Origin of the sequence: Amycolatopsis sp. NPDC004625 (assembly GCF_040609695.1) — a bacterium.
GTDB lineage: Bacteria > Actinomycetota > Actinomycetes > Mycobacteriales > Pseudonocardiaceae > Amycolatopsis.
This window is the reverse complement of the sequence record NZ_JBEXKX010000067.1, coordinates 21,006-37,971: the sequence shown is the minus strand read 5'-3', so window position 1 is coordinate 37,971 and position 16,966 is coordinate 21,006. Positions and strand designations below refer to the sequence as shown.

18 protein-coding genes are annotated in these 16,966 nt (G+C 71.0%); 13 read left to right on the top strand and 5 right to left on the bottom strand.

The genetic code is table 11. From position 1 onward, the window contains the following. Positions 1-166: 166 nt before the first annotated feature. Both ABZW17_RS42125 and ABZW17_RS42120 read left to right on the top strand, forming a co-directional pair. Positions 167-601, top strand: a complete 435-nt coding sequence (locus tag ABZW17_RS42125; RefSeq protein ID WP_354827139.1) for a MarR family transcriptional regulator — start codon at positions 167-169, stop codon at positions 599-601. A gap of 5 nt (positions 602-606) precedes the next feature. After that, on the top strand, positions 607-1,437 hold the full coding sequence (locus ABZW17_RS42120) for a haloalkane dehalogenase (protein WP_354827136.1): 831 nt from the start codon (positions 607-609) through the stop codon (positions 1,435-1,437). A 4-nt stretch (positions 1,438-1,441) separates the two neighbouring features. Here ABZW17_RS42120 and ABZW17_RS42115 read toward each other — a convergent pair whose 3' ends face one another. Together ABZW17_RS42115 and ABZW17_RS42110 are read right to left on the bottom strand one after the other, a co-directional pair. Continuing rightward, the gene (locus tag ABZW17_RS42115) at positions 1,442-2,059 is read right to left on the bottom strand and encodes a TetR family transcriptional regulator (RefSeq protein WP_354827133.1); all 618 of its coding nucleotides are present in this window, start codon (positions 2,057-2,059) and stop codon (positions 1,442-1,444) included. An 11-nt stretch (positions 2,060-2,070) separates the two neighbouring features. Then, positions 2,071-3,489 carry a fatty acid desaturase gene (locus ABZW17_RS42110; RefSeq protein ID WP_354827131.1) on the bottom strand — a complete coding sequence of 473 codons (1,419 nt, stop codon included), beginning with the start codon at positions 3,487-3,489 and terminating at the stop codon, positions 2,071-2,073. Between the two features lie 523 nt (positions 3,490-4,012). Here ABZW17_RS42110 and ABZW17_RS42105 point away from each other — a divergent pair. The 7 genes from ABZW17_RS42105 to ABZW17_RS42075 all read left to right on the top strand — a co-directional run bounded on the left by ABZW17_RS42105 (position 4,013) and on the right by ABZW17_RS42075 (position 10,581). Continuing rightward, complete coding sequence (locus tag ABZW17_RS42105) at positions 4,013-6,415, top strand: nitrate- and nitrite sensing domain-containing protein (protein WP_354827128.1); 2,403 nt, start codon at positions 4,013-4,015, stop codon at positions 6,413-6,415. 56 nt (positions 6,416-6,471) lie between these two features. Further along, positions 6,472-6,897, top strand: coding sequence for a roadblock/LC7 domain-containing protein (locus tag ABZW17_RS42100; protein ID WP_086851216.1), 426 nt, complete (start codon positions 6,472-6,474; stop codon positions 6,895-6,897). Beyond that, on the top strand, positions 6,894-7,265 hold the full coding sequence (locus ABZW17_RS42095) for a DUF742 domain-containing protein (RefSeq protein WP_354827125.1): 372 nt from the start codon (positions 6,894-6,896) through the stop codon (positions 7,263-7,265). The genes ABZW17_RS42100 and ABZW17_RS42095 overlap by 4 nt, the downstream gene beginning before the upstream one ends. A gap of 16 nt (positions 7,266-7,281) precedes the next feature. After that, positions 7,282-7,836, top strand: a complete 555-nt coding sequence (locus ABZW17_RS42090; RefSeq protein WP_086851220.1) for an ATP/GTP-binding protein — start codon at positions 7,282-7,284, stop codon at positions 7,834-7,836. Positions 7,837-7,998: 162 nt separating this feature from the next. Beyond that, positions 7,999-9,117: a hypothetical protein gene (locus ABZW17_RS42085; protein ID WP_354827123.1), complete on the top strand. Its 1,119-nt coding sequence runs from the start codon at positions 7,999-8,001 to the stop codon at positions 9,115-9,117. A 4-nt stretch (positions 9,118-9,121) separates the two neighbouring features. Further along, positions 9,122-9,775, top strand: a complete 654-nt coding sequence (locus ABZW17_RS42080) for a hypothetical protein (protein ID WP_354827121.1) — start codon at positions 9,122-9,124, stop codon at positions 9,773-9,775. Beyond that, positions 9,772-10,581, top strand: coding sequence for a hypothetical protein (locus ABZW17_RS42075; RefSeq protein WP_354827119.1), 810 nt, complete (start codon positions 9,772-9,774; stop codon positions 10,579-10,581). The genes ABZW17_RS42080 and ABZW17_RS42075 overlap by 4 nt, the downstream gene beginning before the upstream one ends. A gap of 37 nt (positions 10,582-10,618) precedes the next feature. Here the strand turns inward: ABZW17_RS42075 and ABZW17_RS42070 are convergent, their stop codons facing one another. Further along, positions 10,619-11,491, bottom strand: coding sequence for an RNA polymerase sigma-70 factor (locus ABZW17_RS42070; protein ID WP_354827116.1), 873 nt, complete (start codon positions 11,489-11,491; stop codon positions 10,619-10,621). A 14-nt stretch (positions 11,492-11,505) separates the two neighbouring features. Next, positions 11,506-11,874, bottom strand: coding sequence for a DoxX family protein (locus ABZW17_RS42065; protein ID WP_354827114.1), 369 nt, complete (start codon positions 11,872-11,874; stop codon positions 11,506-11,508). Between the two features lie 93 nt (positions 11,875-11,967). On the opposite strand from ABZW17_RS42065, the gene ABZW17_RS42060 reads away from it, so the two are divergent. From ABZW17_RS42060 to ABZW17_RS42045, 4 genes are all read left to right on the top strand, one after another. Next, positions 11,968-12,525, top strand: coding sequence for a TetR/AcrR family transcriptional regulator (locus tag ABZW17_RS42060; protein ID WP_354827112.1), 558 nt, complete (start codon positions 11,968-11,970; stop codon positions 12,523-12,525). Positions 12,526-12,542: 17 nt separating this feature from the next. Beyond that, the gene (locus ABZW17_RS42055) at positions 12,543-13,271 is read left to right on the top strand and encodes a cupin domain-containing protein (protein WP_354827110.1); all 729 of its coding nucleotides are present in this window, start codon (positions 12,543-12,545) and stop codon (positions 13,269-13,271) included. A 272-nt stretch (positions 13,272-13,543) separates the two neighbouring features. Further along, positions 13,544-15,307, top strand: coding sequence for a DUF1996 domain-containing protein (locus ABZW17_RS42050; RefSeq protein WP_354827107.1), 1,764 nt, complete (start codon positions 13,544-13,546; stop codon positions 15,305-15,307). A 237-nt stretch (positions 15,308-15,544) separates the two neighbouring features. Continuing rightward, positions 15,545-16,054 (top strand): hypothetical protein, encoded by a 510-nt coding sequence (locus tag ABZW17_RS42045; RefSeq protein ID WP_354827105.1) that lies wholly within the window; start codon positions 15,545-15,547, stop codon positions 16,052-16,054. 8 nt (positions 16,055-16,062) lie between these two features. Here ABZW17_RS42045 and ABZW17_RS42040 read toward each other — a convergent pair whose 3' ends face one another. Next, positions 16,063-16,836 (bottom strand): maleylpyruvate isomerase family mycothiol-dependent enzyme, encoded by a 774-nt coding sequence (locus ABZW17_RS42040; RefSeq protein WP_354827102.1) that lies wholly within the window; start codon positions 16,834-16,836, stop codon positions 16,063-16,065. Between the last annotated feature and the right edge of the window lie 130 nt (positions 16,837-16,966).

Here is a 16,966-nt window from a genome sequence, read left to right as displayed (position 1 = left end):
CTCCCCGCCCGCGCGCCCGCGGCCCCCCCCCCCCCCGCCCGGGTTGTGGGGGTGGGGGGCAAAACCCCCCCCCAACCACTCACGACCAGCCACGGCAGACCCCTCACCGCGACCTCCGCGCCTGAGATAGTAGCCATGTACTTAGTAGCCATGTACTGTATCTGGCATGAGCACTCCGGGACACCTTGTCTGGCGCCTCTCCACGAAGTGGCGGGTGGCGGTGGACCGCGCCCTCGCCCCGGCCGGGCTGACGCACGCGCAGTACGTCTTCCTCTCCTCGCTCTTCGGCCTGGAACGCGCCGGGGCGAGCCCGAGCCAGCGCGAACTGGCCGACCACACCGGGCTGGAAGCGCTCTACGTCTCCAAGCTCGCGCGCACCCTCGACGCCGAGGGCCTCGTCGAGCGCACCCGCGATCCCGCCGACACCCGGACCGTCCGGCTGCGCCTCACCGCCCGCGGGCGTGAGGTGACCGAGCCGGCGATCGCCACCGTGGCCACGCTGCTCGACCGGCTCCTCGCCCCCCTCGGCGGCCGGGACGGCGACCGCACCGCGGCGCTGGCGCGCGAACTCACCGTTCTCCTCGACACCCCGTTGGAGTGAAAGCCATGCTGCACCACGAAGAAACCGGCACCGGCGCCCCGATCGTCTTCCTGCACGGCAACCCGGGCTCGTCGCACGGCTGGCGGCACGTCCTGCCGCACGTCGGCGGCGCCCGCCTGCTGGCCCCCGACCTCATCGGCATGGGCCGCTCGCCCAAGCCGGACATCGCCTACTCCTTCGCCGACCACGCAACCCACCTGGACGCCTGGTTCGACTCGCTCGACCTGTCCGACGTCGTCCTCGTCGGCCACGACTGGGGCGGCGCACTCGCCTTCGACTGGGCCGCCCGGCACCCGGACCGGGTCCGAGGGGTCGCGTTCTTCGAGACCATCGTCAAGCCCATGGCGTGGACCGACCTGTCCCCGCAGGCGGCCGAGCGGTCCCGCAAGATCCGGACGCCCGGTGTCGGCGAGGACCTGGTGCTGGCCCAGGACCTGTTCATCCGCCAGGCGTTCACCGGCGGGGTCCGCACCCCGGTCGGCGACGACGACCTCGCCGCGTACCTCGCCCCGTTCCCGACGCCGGAAAGCCGTCGCCCGGTCCTCGCCTGGGCGCGTCAGCTGCCGCTCGGCGGCGACCCGGCGGAGCTGGTCACCCGCATCGAGGCCTACGACGAGTGGCTGGCCGGCAGCGACCGCACGCCGAAGCTGCTGATGACGTTCGAAGGCTCACCGACGCTGCTCATCGGCGAGGAAATGGCGCGGTGGTGCGCGGACCACGTCGCCGCGCTCGACGTCGTCGCGTGCGGGGAAGCCGGGCACCACGCGCAGGAGGACCGGCCCAAGGAGATCGCCGCCGAGCTCGCGGCGTGGCTGGACCGGCACGGCCTCCGCTGAACCCTCACGTGTGCCGCAGGGGCGGCACCGCCGCCACGCCGAGGACGCGCGCCGCGACCCACGCCAGCGCGTCGGCGGTGCGGGCCGGGGTGTCCGACGGCTGCATGACGTGGCTGAGGACGGTCCGGACGACCAGGTCGATCACCACCGCGACCCGGTCGTCGGCCAGCGGGGGCCGGTAGGCCGCCACGCGGACGGCGAGCACCGCCTTCGCCTGGGTCAGCAACGCGCCCGCGTCGGTGGTCAGCAGCGGGAGGAGTTCGGGGGCGGAACCGTGGGTGGCCGAGGCGATCGCGCGCAGCAGCGTGTTGTCGTCGGCGAGTTCGAGGACCGCGCGGACGGCGTCGTAGATCGCCTCGACGAGGTCGTCCGGGTGGCGGTCGAAGGCGGCGCCGACGACCGAGAGGAACCGGTCGAGCTCGTGCGCGACCATCGCCTCGGCCAGCGCGGCCTTGGAGCCGATCTCGTTGTAGACGGTCTGGCGGCTGACGCCGGCCAGCTCCGCCAGCCGGGCCATCGTGACCGCCGGCCACCCCGACTTCGCCGTCAGCTCGATGGCCGCGGTGATGATCGGCCGCCGGTGCTGGCCGCCCTCGGGCGGCGCCGGAAGCGCCCCGCTCATGATCGCCCATCCTAGGCGGTGCCGCGCCCGGCCGGGCGCACCCGCCCCGGCGCGACGAAGTCGACCTTCTCGCGCACGCCGCAGTCCGGGCAGCACCAGGAGTCCGGGATGGCCGCCCACGGCGTGCCGGCCGGGAACCCCTCCCGCGGATCGCCGCGCTCTTCGTCGTAGACGTACCCGCAGCCGGGGCACATGCCGCCTTCGGTGGCGTCGCCGCGGGTGTCGGCGACGACGTCCGCGGCCGCCGTGACCCGGGTTCCGTAGCGGGCCAGGACCTGGGCGCGCTTGCCGGGCTGGATGTTGGCGCGGGTGATGTCGCCGTCGTAGTGCGCGAGCACCCGCGGGTCCATCACCCGGCGCCACAGCGGCGGGACGAGGGCCAGCACGATCATCCCGGCGTACCCGGTGGGCAGCACCGGCGACTCGGCGAAGTCGCGCAGCGTCTGGTAGCGCCGCGTCGGGTTGGCGTGGTGGTCGCTGTGCCGCTGCAGGTGGTAGAGCAGGACGTTGGTGGCGATGTTGTTGGAGTTCCAGCTGTGGCTGGGGTTCACCCGCTCGTAGCGGCGTTTGCCTTCCGCGCCGACGCGCTGCCGCCGCATGCCGTAGTGCTCCATGTAGTTGACGACCTCCAGCAGCGAAAACCCGACCACGGCCTGGATCACCAGGTAGGGCAGGACACCGGGGCCGAGCCACGCGACCACCGCCGCCCACAGCACCGCGGACATCAGCCACGCGTTGAGCACGTCGTTGCCGAGCCGGAGCGGGTGGCGGTCGCGCCGGGCGTAGCGCTTGCGCTCCAGCCGCCACGCCGACTTGAGCGAGCCGAACACCGTGCGCGGCCAGAAGCGGTAGAAGCTTTCGCCGACGCGGCTGCTCGCCGGGTCCTCCGGCGTCGCCACGCGGACGTGGTGGCCGCGGTTGTGCTCGATGTAGAAGTGGCCGTAGAAGCTCTGCGCCAGGGCGATCTTGGACAGCCAGCGCTCGTGGCTTTCCTTCTTGTGGCCCAGTTCGTGCGCGGTGTTGATGCCGATCCCGCCGATGCACCCGATGGAGACGGCGAGCCCGATCTTGTCGGCGACGCCGAGACCGCCGCGGGCGATCAGCCAGCACGCGGCGGCGAAGCCGAGGTACTGGACGGGCAGGAAGGCGAAGGTGATCCAGCGGTAGTAGCGGTCGTTCTCCAGCCGCGCGAGGACGTCGTCGGGCGGGTTGCTGCGGTCGAGCCCGGCGAGCAGGTCGATGACCGGCACGACCACGAGGATCACGACGGGCCCGATCCAGAACCAGCCGCCCCACCCGGTGGCGGCGTGCAGCCCGATGGCGAGGAACGCCAGTGACGGGACGACGAGGCCGATCAGCCAGAGGTACCGCTTGCGGTCGCGCCAGAGTTCGGTCGAGCCGGCGGGCACGGTCCCGGTCACTTCGCTCATCACACCCTCCTTGGCGGCTGAGTGGACACGACCATAGAGGATGTACAGGCAGGTTGACAATCTTCGAATGGATGTAAAGACGCCTCTCGCCCACCTCTCAGCGTCACGTGACGAAGGAGTGAACCCACGGCGAACGCGCGTCCGGGCACTCCCGTTGCCCTTCTTTCCGCCGCCGCGAACCGCGTCGCACACCGATCCGGCGGAATTCACTTTCACCCGTTCGGCCCAGTGATCGGCGTCCGGAATTCACCCGCGGCGCCGGTACCAGAGGAAATGCCGGTAATCGCCTCGCCGCACACGGTAAACGCCGTTCGCCACCAGCCGGACGAGTGTCCGGAAGCCGGGTCGCACCGAACAGGTGTCAGGGGTTCGTGGTAAAAAACGGACCCTGATCGATTCTGCGGCAACACGGAGGGTGAGGCGAAGACGGGTGACGGCGGCCGCTGTGTCCCATCGTCGTGTCCGCTTCCTCGTCCGGGTCCCCATTCCTCGCCGACCGTCACTCAGGAGTTCGTGAACCGCCGTGCTGAACAAAGACCCCAGGGACGACTCGGACAAGCCGTACGACAAGTCGATCCGCAAAAGGCTGACCAGGACCGTTCTCATTCCCAGCGTGACCCTGCTGGTGCTGTGGATCGCGGTCTCCTCCTACTTCCTCTTCAACGGCGTTTACGTCCGGCTCGTCGCGGCTTCCGTGCGTGAGGTGTCGATCCCCGCCGCCACCGCGCTGGCCGAGTTCCAGAAGGAACGCCAGACCGCGCTGCAGTACCTGGACGACCCGGGCCTCGGCCCGGCCCGGCTCCAGCAGCAGCAGAAAGCCACCGACGAAAAGCTGTCCGCGCTGAAGGACGCCTTCGCCGCGACGATCTCCAACGCCCCCGACGAGATCGCGTCCAAGGTCAACGCGCTGAAGTCGCAGTTCGACCAGCTGCCCGTGCTGCGCTCGCAGATCAGCTTCCGCAGCATCGACCGGGCGCAGGTCAACTCCTACTACAACGGCGTGATGGACACCGCGTCCAACCTCTTCGACACCCAGGCCCGCGTGGTGCCCGACGCCGAAGCCGCGACCGGTGGCATCACGGCGACGTCGGTCTTCCGCGCCGGGGACATGATGTCGCGGGAGACGTCGCTGGCCTCGACCGCGTTCGCCGCCGGCACGTTCGCGCCCGACGACTTCGCGCAGTTCGCCCGGCTGTCCGGCCTCTACCGGACGCAGCTGGCGCAGATCGCGCCGTTCCTCGACCCCGGCGTCCGCCAGAAGTACCAGGCGCTGACCACCAGCACCGCCTGGCGGCAGCTGGCGACGGCCGAAGAGGCGATCGTCAAGCACGGCCCGTGGTCGACCGGCGAGCAGAACACCGTCCCGGTGTCCGAAACGGACTGGGAGAACGCGACGACCCAGGTCGCCCAGGGCCTCAACGACCTGGCGATCACCCAGGCGGACAAGGTTTCCGCGGCCGCGATCGACGCCGGTGACGCGCAGCTGCGCAACGTCATCATCGGCAGCATCGTCGCCCTGCTGGCGTCACTGGCCGCGATCATCGTCGCGGTGCGGGTGTCCCGCTCGCTCGTCGACCGCGCGCTGATGACCCGCCTCGCGCGGCTGCGCAACGACTCGCTCGACCTCGCCCGCAACCGGCTGCCGGGCATCGTGGAACGGCTCAAGAGCGGCGAATCCGTCGACCTCTCCGAAGAGCTGCCGCAGCTCGACCACGGCCGCGACGAGATCGGCCAGGTGGCCGAAGCGTTCAACGTCGCCCAGCTGACCGCCGTCAACGCGGCGGCCAGCGAGGCGAAGGCCCGCAGCGGTGTGCACAACGTGTTCCTCGGCATCGCGCACCGCAACCAGGTACTCGTGCACCAGCAGCTGCAGATCCTCGACGAGATGGAAGCGCGCGAGGACGACTCGACGCAGCTGGCGTCGCTGTTCCAGCTCGACCACCTCGCCGCCCGCGCCCGCCGCACCACCGAGAACCTGATCATCCTCGGCGGCAAGCAGCCCGGCCGCCGCTGGCGCAAGCCGGTCGCGCTGATGGAGGTCCTGCGCGCGGCGGTCTCGGAAACCGAGCAGTACGCGCGGGTCCAGGTCGAGCAGGTGGCCGACGTCGCGATCAACGGCGCCGCGGTGGCCGACACCATCCACCTCGTCGCCGAGCTGGTCGACAACGCGACGTCGTTCTCGCCGCCCGGCTCGCCGGTCGAGGTGACCAGCCGGATGGTCGCGCGCGGCGTCGTCGTCGACGTCTCGGACCAGGGGCTCGGCATGAAGGACGGCGTCCGCGAATGGGCGAACGCGATGATGGCCGAGGCGCCCGAATTCGACGCGATGGCGCTGCGGGCCGACTCCAGCCTCGGCCTGTTCGTGGTCGCGCGGCTGGCGGCCCGGCTCGGCATCACCGTCACCTTCGACCCGTCCCGCTACGGCGGCCTCCGCGCCACCGTCCTCATCCCCACCCAGCACCTGGCCGGCCAGAACGCCGACCAGGGCGGCGCCCCCGCCGCCACGCCGGCGGAGGACACCGCGGTCCTCGCCCCGGTCGGCGCACCCGCGCCGCAGGCAGCAGAAAGCTCGCTCCGCACGATGGACACGCCCAGCTCGTTCAGCGGCCAGATCCCGATGAAGCGAGACACCAAGCCGAGGCCGTACCCGGCACGCGCGCTCCCGTCGCCCGACGACCTGCCGTCCGTCCCGGCGGCGGTGCCGGAGCCGGTGGCCGTCGCCGAGCCGGAACCCCAGGTCAAGCCGACCGACGACCGGCCGCGGCTGCCGCGGCGGGAGCCCCAGCAGAACCTCGTCGCCCAGCTCGAGAACGAACCCGACGACAGCGAAGACGACGTCGTGGCGCCCGGCGAAGGCACCGCACGCACGCTCGCGGCGTTCCACAAGGGCACCCGCCGCGGCCGCGGCGGGCCGGACGACTCGTAGCCCGCGACCGCACCCACAGGAAAGTCCACACACCGAAAGTCAGGGTCAGACGTCGAATGAACGAGTACGGGAACCCCAAACCCGATCTCAACTGGTTGCTCGATGACATGGTGAACCGCGTGGTCGGCGCGCAGAACGCCATCGTGCTGTCCGCCGACGGGCTGCTGATCGGCAAGTCGGCCGGGATGAGCAAGGACGACTCGGACCAGCTGTCGGCCATCGCCTCCAGCCTGCAGAGCCTCGCCAAGGGGGTGAGCAAGCAGTTCAACCGCGGCCCGGTGCTGCAGAACATGATCGAGATGGAGCGCGGCTACCTGTTCGTCTCGGCCGCCGGCCAGGGTGCCTGCCTCGCCGTGCTGGCCGCGGACAACGTCGACGTGGAAATGATCGCCTACGAAATGAGCCGGCTGGTGAAGCGGGTCGGGGACTACATGGCGTCGGCGCCGCGCGAAGCGGCGTCGGTCCTGCGGGAGGCCACATGAGTTCCGACGAAGGCTGGTATGACGAGGCGGCCGGACCACTGGTCCGGCCCTACACCATCACGAGCGGCCGGACCCCGGCCGGCACCGCGCGGCTCGACCTGTCCACACAGGTCATGACGTTGCGGTCGGAGCAGGAGCCGGCCGGGCTGGGCCCGGAGCACGTGGCGATCGTGCAGCTGTGCCGCCACCCGGTGTCCGTGGCCGAGATCGCCGTCTACGTGAAGATCCCGCTGGGGGTGGTGCGGGTGCTCGTCGGCGACCTGATCGAACGCGGCCTCGTCATCACGCGCTCCCCTGCCCACAACCCGGCGCAGGCGCCGGACCTCGAAACTCTCCAGGCGGTTCTCGATGGCCTCATCAAGTACTGACGGCACCGGGGCGGACATGGTCCCCACCCCGGTCAAGATCATCATCGCCGGCGGGTTCGGCGCCGGGAAGACCACGATGGTCGGTTCGGTCAGCGAGATCCCGCCGCTGACCACCGAAGAGGTGCTCACCGAGGCGAGCGCCGGGGTGGACGACCTGTCCGGCGTCGAACGGAAGACGACGACGACGGTCGCGCTGGACTTCGGCCGGATCACCATCTCGCCGCGGCACGTGCTGTACCTGTTCGGGACGCCGGGCCAGGCGCGCTTCTGGTTCATGTGGGACGACCTCGCGCGCGGCGCGATCGGGACGGTCGTGCTGGTGGACACCCGCCGGCTGGAGACCAGCTTCGCCGCGATCGACTTCTTCGAACGCCGGAAGATCCCGTTCGTCGTCGCGGTCAACTGTTTCGACAACGCCCCGCGCTACACCGCCGACGAGATCCGCGAAGCGCTGGTCGTCCCGGACCGTGTGCCGATCGTCATGTGTGACGCACGCGACCGTGACTCCAGCAAGCTCGCGTTGATCCGCTTGGTCAAGCACGCGATGACGGTGGTCCCGGCCCGGGTCTGAGACCTGCGCGTTGTCCGGTTTTGTCTCCTCTGGACACCGCCGGAGTCCGTTGTGGCCCTGCGTGGCCACGGCGGACACCGGCGTACCCACATGGCCCAATTGGTTGGACCACCCGGGTGCAGCCTTTTAGTTGAGCACGCATCAAACTGATAGCATCCGCTCGTGACCAGTCGCGTGCCGGAGTTTCCTGAATATATAAGGGAAAACTATCCGGCACAGGGTCGTCTCTTCGGTGACTTCCTGGGTGGACTGTGGGCGGCCGCGTGCGAAGCGCTCGACGTCCCGCTGGAGCAGTCCGTCCGGACGACCCGGATGCTGCGCGCGCTGCTGCCGCCGTGGGCGCACGAGCGGATCGGGACGACCCCCGCCCAGCCGTCCTATGTGGCGGACGACGGGTTCCCGGCCGAGATGTCGGTGAACTGGTCGGGCGACCGGCCGGAGCTGCGCGTGCTGTTCGACAGCCTCGGCCACGAGATCGTCTGGCCTGGTGAGAGCGGTTTCCGGGCCCGGCGCTTCGAGCACGTCCGGGAGACGTTCACCCCGCGCGCGGGCCGCCCGTCGCCGGCGCCGCTGTGGCATTCGATCGCCTGGCGCCCGCCGTCGGGGATCGTCCACAAGACCTACTTCGGGCTGTACTCGTGGCCGCACGCGCAGCGCGAAACCGCGGTGGCGGAAGCGATGGAGCGGCTGGGCATGGCCGCCGCCTGGGACGACGCCCGCCGTCGCGTCGAAACTGTCGAAGGCGACCGCGAGATCGAGTTCTTCGCCGTCGACCTGGCCGACGAGGCCCACGCGCGGGTCAAGATCTACTACCGCAACCACGAAGCCGGCCTCGCCGAGGTCGAGCGGGTGGCTTCGGCGGCCTTGAACCACGACCCGGCCCGCGCGCGGGCCGCCTACCGGACGCTGGCGGGCGACCGCACCGACGCCGGCGAAGCGGCCTTGAGCTGCCTGGCCTTCCGGTCCGGTGTGGACCGCGCCGCGGAGTCCACGACGTACCTGCGGCTGCCCGACCTCGCGCCCGACGACCGGGAAGCCGTGGAACGCACCGCCACGCTGCTGCACGACCAGGGCGTGGACCCCGGCCGGTTCCGCGCGCTCGCCGCCGCGTTGACCCCCGGGCCACTGGCGGACAGCCGGGGCGTCCTGGAGCTCGTGAGCTTCCGCGCGGCGGCCCGGCACGGCGACGTCACCACCTACTTCCGGCTCCCCGTCTACGACCGGCCCCCGCCGTCGCCCCTCTCGCCCGTCGATCTCGCCTGGCGGTTCCCGGAAGGATGATCCCGTGCAGCACCCCCGTGAGGAGCAGAGCGTGACCCAGGACGTCGAGCGCGTGGCCCGCCACAACGAGCAGCGGCAACGGGAGTACGAGTCGTCGGACCTGATCCGGCTGCTGACCGACGAGAACACGACCGCCGAGACGAAGAAGGCGGTGCTCACCTACCTGCAGCCGTGGTCGAACGCGTTCCAGCGGATGATCAGTGCCCGCGTCACGTTCGAGAGCGACCCGGAACTGCGGGCGCTCGCGTGTGAGCACCAGCAGGAAGAGGTCGGCCACGACCGGATCCTGGCCCGCAGCCGCGCCGACGACCGGGAACTGGTCTGGGACCCGGTGATCGAGATGGGCGCGTCCTGGTTCGTCGACCAGTTCGCGATCCTGCCGGGCGTGCAGCGGGCCGCACTGGCGCACCTGGCGCTCGAAGCCGGCAGCCTGGTGTTCAGCCAGGCGGGCACGCGCGCGTTCCCGGAAGACGAGTACTTCGAGCTGCACGACGAGGCCGACGTCGAGCACCTCGAGATGGGGTACGACATCCTGCGGCGGCGCAGCGACTGGACGGTGGACGCGGTGGTCGAGGTGCTCGACCGCGCGTGGCAGGTGATCGGCGTGGTTTCCGACCGCATCGCGGAGTGCGCCCGCCGCGATACCGTGGCGGCATGACGGCGACCGAAGCCCGCACCACCGCCGCGGAAGCGGCCGACGCGTACCGGGAAGCCTTCGGCGACCGCCTGATCGGCGCGTACCTGCTGGGCAGCCTGTCGTACGGCGGCTACTCCCCCGCGGTGAGCGACATCGACCTGGCGATCGTCCTGACCGACGTCCGCGACGGCGACCGCGAGTCGGTCGCGGCCACGACGGAGGCACTGCAGGCCCGAAGCCCGTTGCACCGCAAGCTTTCGGTGTTCTGGGCTTCCCTGCCCGCCCTGCGCGCGGGCGAGGACGACGGCCGCTTCCCGGCCCTGGACCGCCTCCAGCTGGCCGAACACGGCCGGGTGCTCCTCGGCGACGACGTCACCCCGGAGGTGGCCCGGCCGGCGGCGGCGGAACTGCTGCTGGAGAGCGCGAAGTTCGCGATCGCGATCCTGGCGGCCGACGAGGTGACGGCGGAGTTCCGCGAGCCACGCCGTCTCCTGGCCGACGAGGTGTGGTTCACGAAGGCGGTGTTCTTCCCGGTCCGGTTCCGGTGTTCGGCCACGAGGGGCTCGGGCCGCGCGGCGACGAACGACGAATCGCTCGAGTGGTACCTGGCGCAGCCGGACGCACATTCGAAGTCGCTGGTCCGGTTGGCCGCGAAGGTGCGCGAGGGGCATCCACTGGACGCGGCGGAGGCCGAGCCGGAACTGGCGGCGGGGCTGGTTCCGTTGTACCGCTACTACATCGAGGCCGAGATCGAGCGGCTGCGGGAGGCCGGCGGTCCGGAGGACGTCCTCGCCGCCTTCGAGGACTGGAACAAGCGGCTGGGGTGAAGCGGCCGGCGGCGTGCGGGGAAGCACACCGCCGGCCTCAGCGCAGGGTCAGCGGCGTCTCGGCCGCCACCCGGGTCAGCTTTTCCGGGTTGCGCACGTAGTACAGGCCGGCGATCCGGCCCCCTTCGACGCGGACGGCCATGACGCCGTCGAACGCGCCGTCCACGTGCAGGGCCAGGGCCGGGCTGCCGTTCACCGTCATCGGCGCGGTGGTCAGGTCCACCTCGGTCTTGCCGATGCCGCCGACGATGAACCGGCCCACCTTGGCCGCGCCGGCCACCGGGCGCAGGGCCGCCTGCTTGACCCCGCCGCCGTCGCTCATCAGGACCACGTCCGGGGCCAGCAGGTCCAGCAGCCCCTGCAGGTCCTGGCCTTCCAGCGCCCGCTGGAAGGACTCCAGCACCGCCCGGGTCTCCCGCGCCGAAACCACCTCGCGCGGCCGTCGGGCGTCGACGTGCCGGCGGGCCCGGTGGGCGATCTGGCGGACCGCGGCCGGGCTCTTCCCCACCGCCGCCGCGATTTCGTCGTACCCGACGTCGAACACCTCGCGCAGCACGAACACCGCGCGTTCGGTCGGTGCGAGCGTCTCGAGGACCAGCATCAGCGCCATCGACACGCTTTCCGCGAGCTCGACGTCCTCGGCCACGTCCGGGGTCGTCAGCAGCGGTTCCGGCAGCCACGGCCCGACGTACGCCTCCTTGCGGCGCTTCATCGTGCGCAACCGGTTCAGCGCCAGCCGGGTCGTGATCCGGACCAGGTAGGCCCGCTCGTCGCGCACGCCGGCCGGGTCGACCTCGGCCCAGCGCAGCCACGTCTCCTGGAGGACGTCCTCCGCGTCGGCCGCCGAGCCGAGCATCTCGTAGGCGACGGTGAACAACAGGTTCCGGTGGGCGACGAAAGCCTCGATCACCGCTTCTCCCTCCCTCACGCCGCGAACCCGGCCCAGGCGACGAACGCCGCCACCGTCAGGTAACCCAGGTTCAGGACGGCGAACCCGGCACTGCCGTGCCGGACGTGGGTGATCATCGCACCCACCATCAGCAGCACCCAGCAGACGGCGGTCACCGGTACGAGCACCGGCGCGATCCCGGTCGCCGCGGGCAGGACGAGGCCGAGCGCGGCGAGCAGCTCCAGCCCGCCGAGGCTCTTGACGAAGCCGGTGCGGGCGTCGGCGGTCCATTCGCCGCCCCGCGCGGCCGCGAGCTTCTCGCGGGGCACGAACACTTTGCTGACGCCCCCGGTCAGGGCTACGACGGCCAGCAGGCCGGCGGCGATCCACCGGGCGAGGTCCATGGGGGTCTCCTTCCGTTCGGCCTCAAGACACCGCCCGGCGGACGCTTGTGACAGCGTTGATTCTGTACCTACTAGTATGTACAGTCGAGCCCCATGGGGACCAGGGACCAGCTCATCGACAGCGCCCGCGAACTGCTGTGGGAACGCGGCTACGTCGGCACCAGCCCCAAGGCCATCCAGCAGCGGGCGGGCGCCGGCCAGGGCAGCATGTACCACCACTTCGCCGGCAAGAAGGAACTCGCGCTGGCCGCCGTGCGGCGCAGCGCCGAGGAACTGCTGGCCGCCGCCGACGAGCAGCTGAGCACGCCCGGCACCGCCGTCGAGCGCATCACCGCCTACCTGCGGCGCGAACGCCAGGTCCTCAAGGGCTGTCCCATCGGCCTGCTCACGCAGGATCCCGACATCGTGGCCGATCCCGTCCTGCGCGCTCCGGTGGACGAGACGCTCACCCACGTCCGCGCCCGGCTGGCCGAGGTGCTCGACGAAGGCCGCGACGCCGGGGAACTGCCCGCCACGCTCGACACCGCCGCGCTGGCGGCCACGATCGTCGCCGTCCTGCAGGGCGGTTACGTGCTGGCGCGCGCCGCCGACCGCCCCGAGCCGTTCGACCAGGCCGTCTCCGGCGTGCTCGCGCTGCTCACCACCCACTGACCGCGGGGAGAACCGCCGTGCACGTCCGCCACGTTCCGTCCACCAGCACGCCCGCGCCCGCCGAGGCGGTCACCGGCAGCGCGTGGATCACCTCGCTCGCCGTTCCCGAAGGCGCGTCGCGCACCCGGGTCGACCGCGTGCAGTTCGCCCCCGGGGCCCGCACGCGCTGGCACCGGCACCCGCTCGGCCAGGTCCTCGTCGTCACCGAAGGCACCGGTTACGTCCAGCGCCGCGGCGGGCCGGCGCAGCTGATCAGGCCGGGTGACACCGTCCGCGTCGACGCCGGCGAGTGGCACTGGCACGGCGCCACCGACACCACATCGATGACGCACCTCGCGATCGAGGAACTGCCCGCCGACGGGACCGCGACCGAGCTCGGCGAACCCGTGGGCGACGCCGAGACCGCGGCCGTCCCGGCCGTCACCCGCACGCTGGTGCTGGCCCAGTCCCTTCCGGAACCGCGCGTGATCGACCATTTCGAAGGCCGTCGCATCACCATCGCCCCGCACCACAGCCCCGGCCTGCACGTCCACAACGGACCGGTTTTCGGCAGCATCGAAACGGGCAGCGCGGTCTACCGGATCGAAGGCGAACCCGAGTCGGTGCTCACCCCCGGCGATGTCTTCTACGAGCCCGAATCGACGCGCATCGCGCGGTTCGACGCGCAGGCGGACGGCGTCACGTTCCTCGCCTGGTTCCCGGCCGGACCGGGCGAAACCCCGCAGCTGACCCCACTCGGCAGCTGACCCCGCACTCCACGCCTCACCGAGGTACACGGCTGCGGGTTCACCGCGGTTCACCACATTTCCGAACTCTTTCCTCACGGGACAAAGCTCTGGACAACGGGGTGCGCACGGGTCACGATAACGCCGTGCCCGCACCGCATTGATCTCCCCCGAGAGAATCGGTGAACGCCTCACAAGACGGGCATTGTTACCGCTAACAGGGAACCGCCCACCGGTGTCGGGCCGGTGGATTCCCTGGATTCTCCCGTCCCTGAACCCCACGGAGTGACCCCATGCCCGGAAACACGGGAAAGCACCGCATCTCCCGACGAACGAAGATCGCGACCGCCGCCATCGCGCTCGCCGTGGCCGCCGGCGGCATCGCGGTGGCGACCACCTTCGGCGAGCCCGGCCAGGCCAGCGCCGACGAGGCCGACCCGGCGCTCTACATCGACATCCTCAAGGTCGCGCCGAACAACACCGCCCCCGCGAACTCGCGCGGCGCGTCCACCGGCACGTTCACCGTGGACTGCGGCCGCAACGAGAACCAGCACTTCAACCCGGACAACTTCGTCGCCCAGCCCGGCATCCGCAACGGCGCCCAGCACCTGCACGACTACGTCGGCAACCTTTCGTCCAATGCGGACTCCAACAACAAGAGCCTCGAAGCGGCCGGCACCACGTGCAAGAACGGGGACAAGTCGGCCTACTTCTGGCCGGTGGTGCGCATCGACACCGGCGACAACGAGAAGAACCCGCCGGCGAAATCCCCCGACGGCGACCGCGGCCAGGCCGCCCGGGACGGCGCCTCCCCGGTGATCACCTGTCCGGACGTGGCCAGCAAGCTCCCCGACGTCCCCGACTCGGCGATGGCCGAGGTCAACCGCAACCTCGACCTGCTCGACACGCAGATCGACGAAGCCAACAAGCGGCTGGTCAGCACGCGCGGCCAGGGCGGCCCGAACTTCGTCCAGAACGCCATCCTCGGCCCGCTCAAGGACAAGCGCGTCGCCACCATCGACCGGATGGCCATCGCCATCGGCCGCACCGCCGCCCGCCCCCAGGGCCTCGACGCCCTCGCGCCCTGCACGCTGCGGGAGCAGGCCGGCACCGGCGGCAACCCGGCGAGCAACGGCGGCGGCGCACCCGGCGGCGCGCAGCAGCAGATCACCTGCCCGGACGTGGCGAGCAAGCTCCCCGCCGTCCCGGCGTCGGCCAAGGCCGAAGTGGACCGCAACCTGCAGCTGCTGAACACGCAGATCCAGGAGGCGAACCAGCGGCTGGTCAGCACGCAGGGCCAGGGTGGCCCGAACTTCGTCCAGAACGCCATCCTCGGCCCGCTCAAGGACAAGCGCGTCGCCACCATCGACCGGATGGCCATCGCCATCGGCCGCACCGCCGCGCGCCCCCAGGGCCTCGACGCGCTCGCACCCTGCACCCTCGGCCAGGCGGCCGGCAACACCGGCGGCGCGACGACGGCGCCGCCGCTGCCCGGCCAGGACGCCAACAACGAGCTGCCCGAAAACGACGGCCAGATCCAGCGGCCGGCGAAGGTCGGCATCACCTTCCGCGGCAGCCCCGCCGGCAAGGTGACGGCGATGCCGAAGTTCCTGCGCGCCCTCAGCGGAGACGCGAAGCCGTCCATCAACGGCACCAAGAACACCCGCGCCGCATGGACCTGCACCGGCTTCGAAAACCGGCTGACCGACAAGTACCCGATCTGCCCCGAAGGCAGCAAGGTGGAGCGGATCCACGACTTCCCGAGCTGCTGGGACGGCAAGAACACCGACAGCGCCAACCACCGCACGCACATCGTGTTCCCGGACGCGGCCGGCCGCTGCGCCGCCGGGTTCACGGCGGTGCCGCAGCTGCGGACCACGCTCGTCTACGACATCCCGCACGACATCCAGGTCAAGAAGCAGTACAAAGTGGACTCGTTCCCGTCCGAAAAGCACAATCCCCTGTCCGACCACGACGACTTCGCCAACGTGATGTCGCAGAGCATCATGAACCAGCTCGTCAACTGCATCAACCGCAACAAGACCTGCAACGCCTGACCGGCCCGGGTGCCCGCCGCGCCATCCCCGCGGCGGGCACCCGGACGGGTGGGTGACGCTCCCACGATTCACCCTAAATCGCAGATAAATCACCCGAAATAACGCTTCACGGATCCTGGGTATGAGGGTTTCCCTTGCTCGCGGAGGGCCCGTAAAACACCCCGGCAGCCTCCCGATATCGTCTCGGAATTCCGACAATCGTCGGACCCGGAGACGAGCGTATGGGAAGCACCGTCGATGACCTTGTCGAAGGACCGGCACAGCACTGAAGAGATGTGGCCGGTCGACGACACCAGGCAGCGGGGAGCCCGCCTGAGGAGAGCAGGTGCGGCCATCACCGTCCTGGCGGCGGAGGCACTCCTCAGCGCGCTCGTGCTCGGCCACCTCCACCATCCCCTGACCAAGCCCGAGCCCGCCACGCCGCCCCCGCCGAACACGGAGACCACGCACCCCGGCGAAGACACCAGTCCGCTGCCGATCGACGGGACCCTCAAGTACACGCCGCCGCCGGCCCCCAGGCCGACGCAGGAGCCGACGCGCCAGCCTCCCCAACCGCCCAGGAAACCCCGCCTGCTTTCGCCCGGCGACGAGCCGGCCCCCCACCCGACGTCTGCGCCCTCACCCACGACGACGACCGAGACACCGGCTCCCACCCCCGAAGCCACCCCGGAACACCTCGTGGACCCCCTGGGCATCGTCAACCAGGTCCTCGACTCAGTCTTGGACGGCACCACCACCCGGAAGTGACCCCGGGATCAGAACCCGGGGAACACCCGCCGCAGGTCGTCGAGGTTCACGCTGCCTTCGACGCTGACCCCCTGGTCGTACGGCGCCTTGAGCCGGCCGCTGAGCAACCGGACGAACGCCTCCGCCGGCCCCTCGAACGTCGCCGACGGCGCCTCGAGGTCGTCCACGACCGCGATCGCGTCGTCGATCACCAGGGCCGCCCCGGGAACCGCGACCGAGACCGGCTCGGGGAGTTCGGCCGCCTTGCCGAAGAAGCCCAGCAGGAAACCCAGCGGCCCGGTCAGGAGTTCGACGAGCAGCCCGGCCGATCCGGCGTCCACCCCGGCCTCCGGGTCGAAGGCCACGCGCACGTCCCACGAGTGGTTGGCCACCTCGCTGAGGCGCATCCCCAGCGCGGTCACCAGCGGCACCGGCTCCGGCAGGAACCCGAGTTCGACGGTCAGCGACGAGCGCTGCTCCGGCGTGAGCGCCTCGACCGTGTCCAGCCATCGGCTGTTGTGCTCCAGGAACCCTTCGACCTGCGCCCGCGGCGCGGACGCGTCCCAGCGGTCCCAGATCGTCCGGTGGTCTTCCTCCGCCACGGTCTCCCCGGCGGCCTTGGCGATGGGGGCGCGGCCGATCTCCGCGCCGCTGCCGAGGTGGGAAAAGACCTGGGCCACGGTCCATTCCGCGGCGCCGCTGGTCGCGGCCAGCTGATCGTCGGTGAGGGTGCGGGCGAGTTCGGCGAGCACGTCGTGCTCGGCACGCAGGGCGGCGACCGTGCGGTCGGCGAGGGAGGTCATGCCAGCCTCAACTCCCACGCGGACGCAGATGTTCCGGCCCCGGCACCTGAGAGCGCTCCCATTCTCGCGGCAGCCGACGAACACCGCGCACTACGACAGAAAGCCCACGAGATACCGCCGAACCGGCTAC

What these genes read in the sequence shown, in the direction of transcription:
- ABZW17_RS42120 (WP_354827136.1), top strand. Translation starts at nt 607, where the DNA reads ATGCTGCACCACGAAGAAACCGGCACCGGCGCCCCGATCGTCTTCCTG.
- ABZW17_RS42050 (WP_354827107.1), top strand. Translation starts at nt 13,544, where the DNA reads ATGCCCGGAAACACGGGAAAGCACCGCATCTCCCGACGAACGAAGATC.
- ABZW17_RS42115 (WP_354827133.1), bottom strand. Translation starts at nt 2,059, where the DNA reads ATGAGCGGGGCGCTTCCGGCGCCGCCCGAGGGCGGCCAGCACCGGCGG.
- ABZW17_RS42125 (WP_354827139.1), top strand. Translation starts at nt 167, where the DNA reads ATGAGCACTCCGGGACACCTTGTCTGGCGCCTCTCCACGAAGTGGCGG.
- ABZW17_RS42110 (WP_354827131.1), bottom strand. Translation starts at nt 3,489, where the DNA reads ATGAGCGAAGTGACCGGGACCGTGCCCGCCGGCTCGACCGAACTCTGG.
- ABZW17_RS42090 (WP_086851220.1), top strand. Translation starts at nt 7,282, where the DNA reads ATGGTCCCCACCCCGGTCAAGATCATCATCGCCGGCGGGTTCGGCGCC.
- ABZW17_RS42040 (WP_354827102.1), bottom strand. Translation starts at nt 16,836, where the DNA reads ATGACCTCCCTCGCCGACCGCACGGTCGCCGCCCTGCGTGCCGAGCAC.
- ABZW17_RS42045 (WP_354827105.1), top strand. Translation starts at nt 15,545, where the DNA reads ATGACCTTGTCGAAGGACCGGCACAGCACTGAAGAGATGTGGCCGGTC.
- ABZW17_RS42100 (WP_086851216.1), top strand. Translation starts at nt 6,472, where the DNA reads ATGAACGAGTACGGGAACCCCAAACCCGATCTCAACTGGTTGCTCGAT.
- ABZW17_RS42095 (WP_354827125.1), top strand. Translation starts at nt 6,894, where the DNA reads ATGAGTTCCGACGAAGGCTGGTATGACGAGGCGGCCGGACCACTGGTC.
- ABZW17_RS42075 (WP_354827119.1), top strand. Translation starts at nt 9,772, where the DNA reads ATGACGGCGACCGAAGCCCGCACCACCGCCGCGGAAGCGGCCGACGCG.
- ABZW17_RS42060 (WP_354827112.1), top strand. Translation starts at nt 11,968, where the DNA reads ATGGGGACCAGGGACCAGCTCATCGACAGCGCCCGCGAACTGCTGTGG.
- ABZW17_RS42065 (WP_354827114.1), bottom strand. Translation starts at nt 11,874, where the DNA reads ATGGACCTCGCCCGGTGGATCGCCGCCGGCCTGCTGGCCGTCGTAGCC.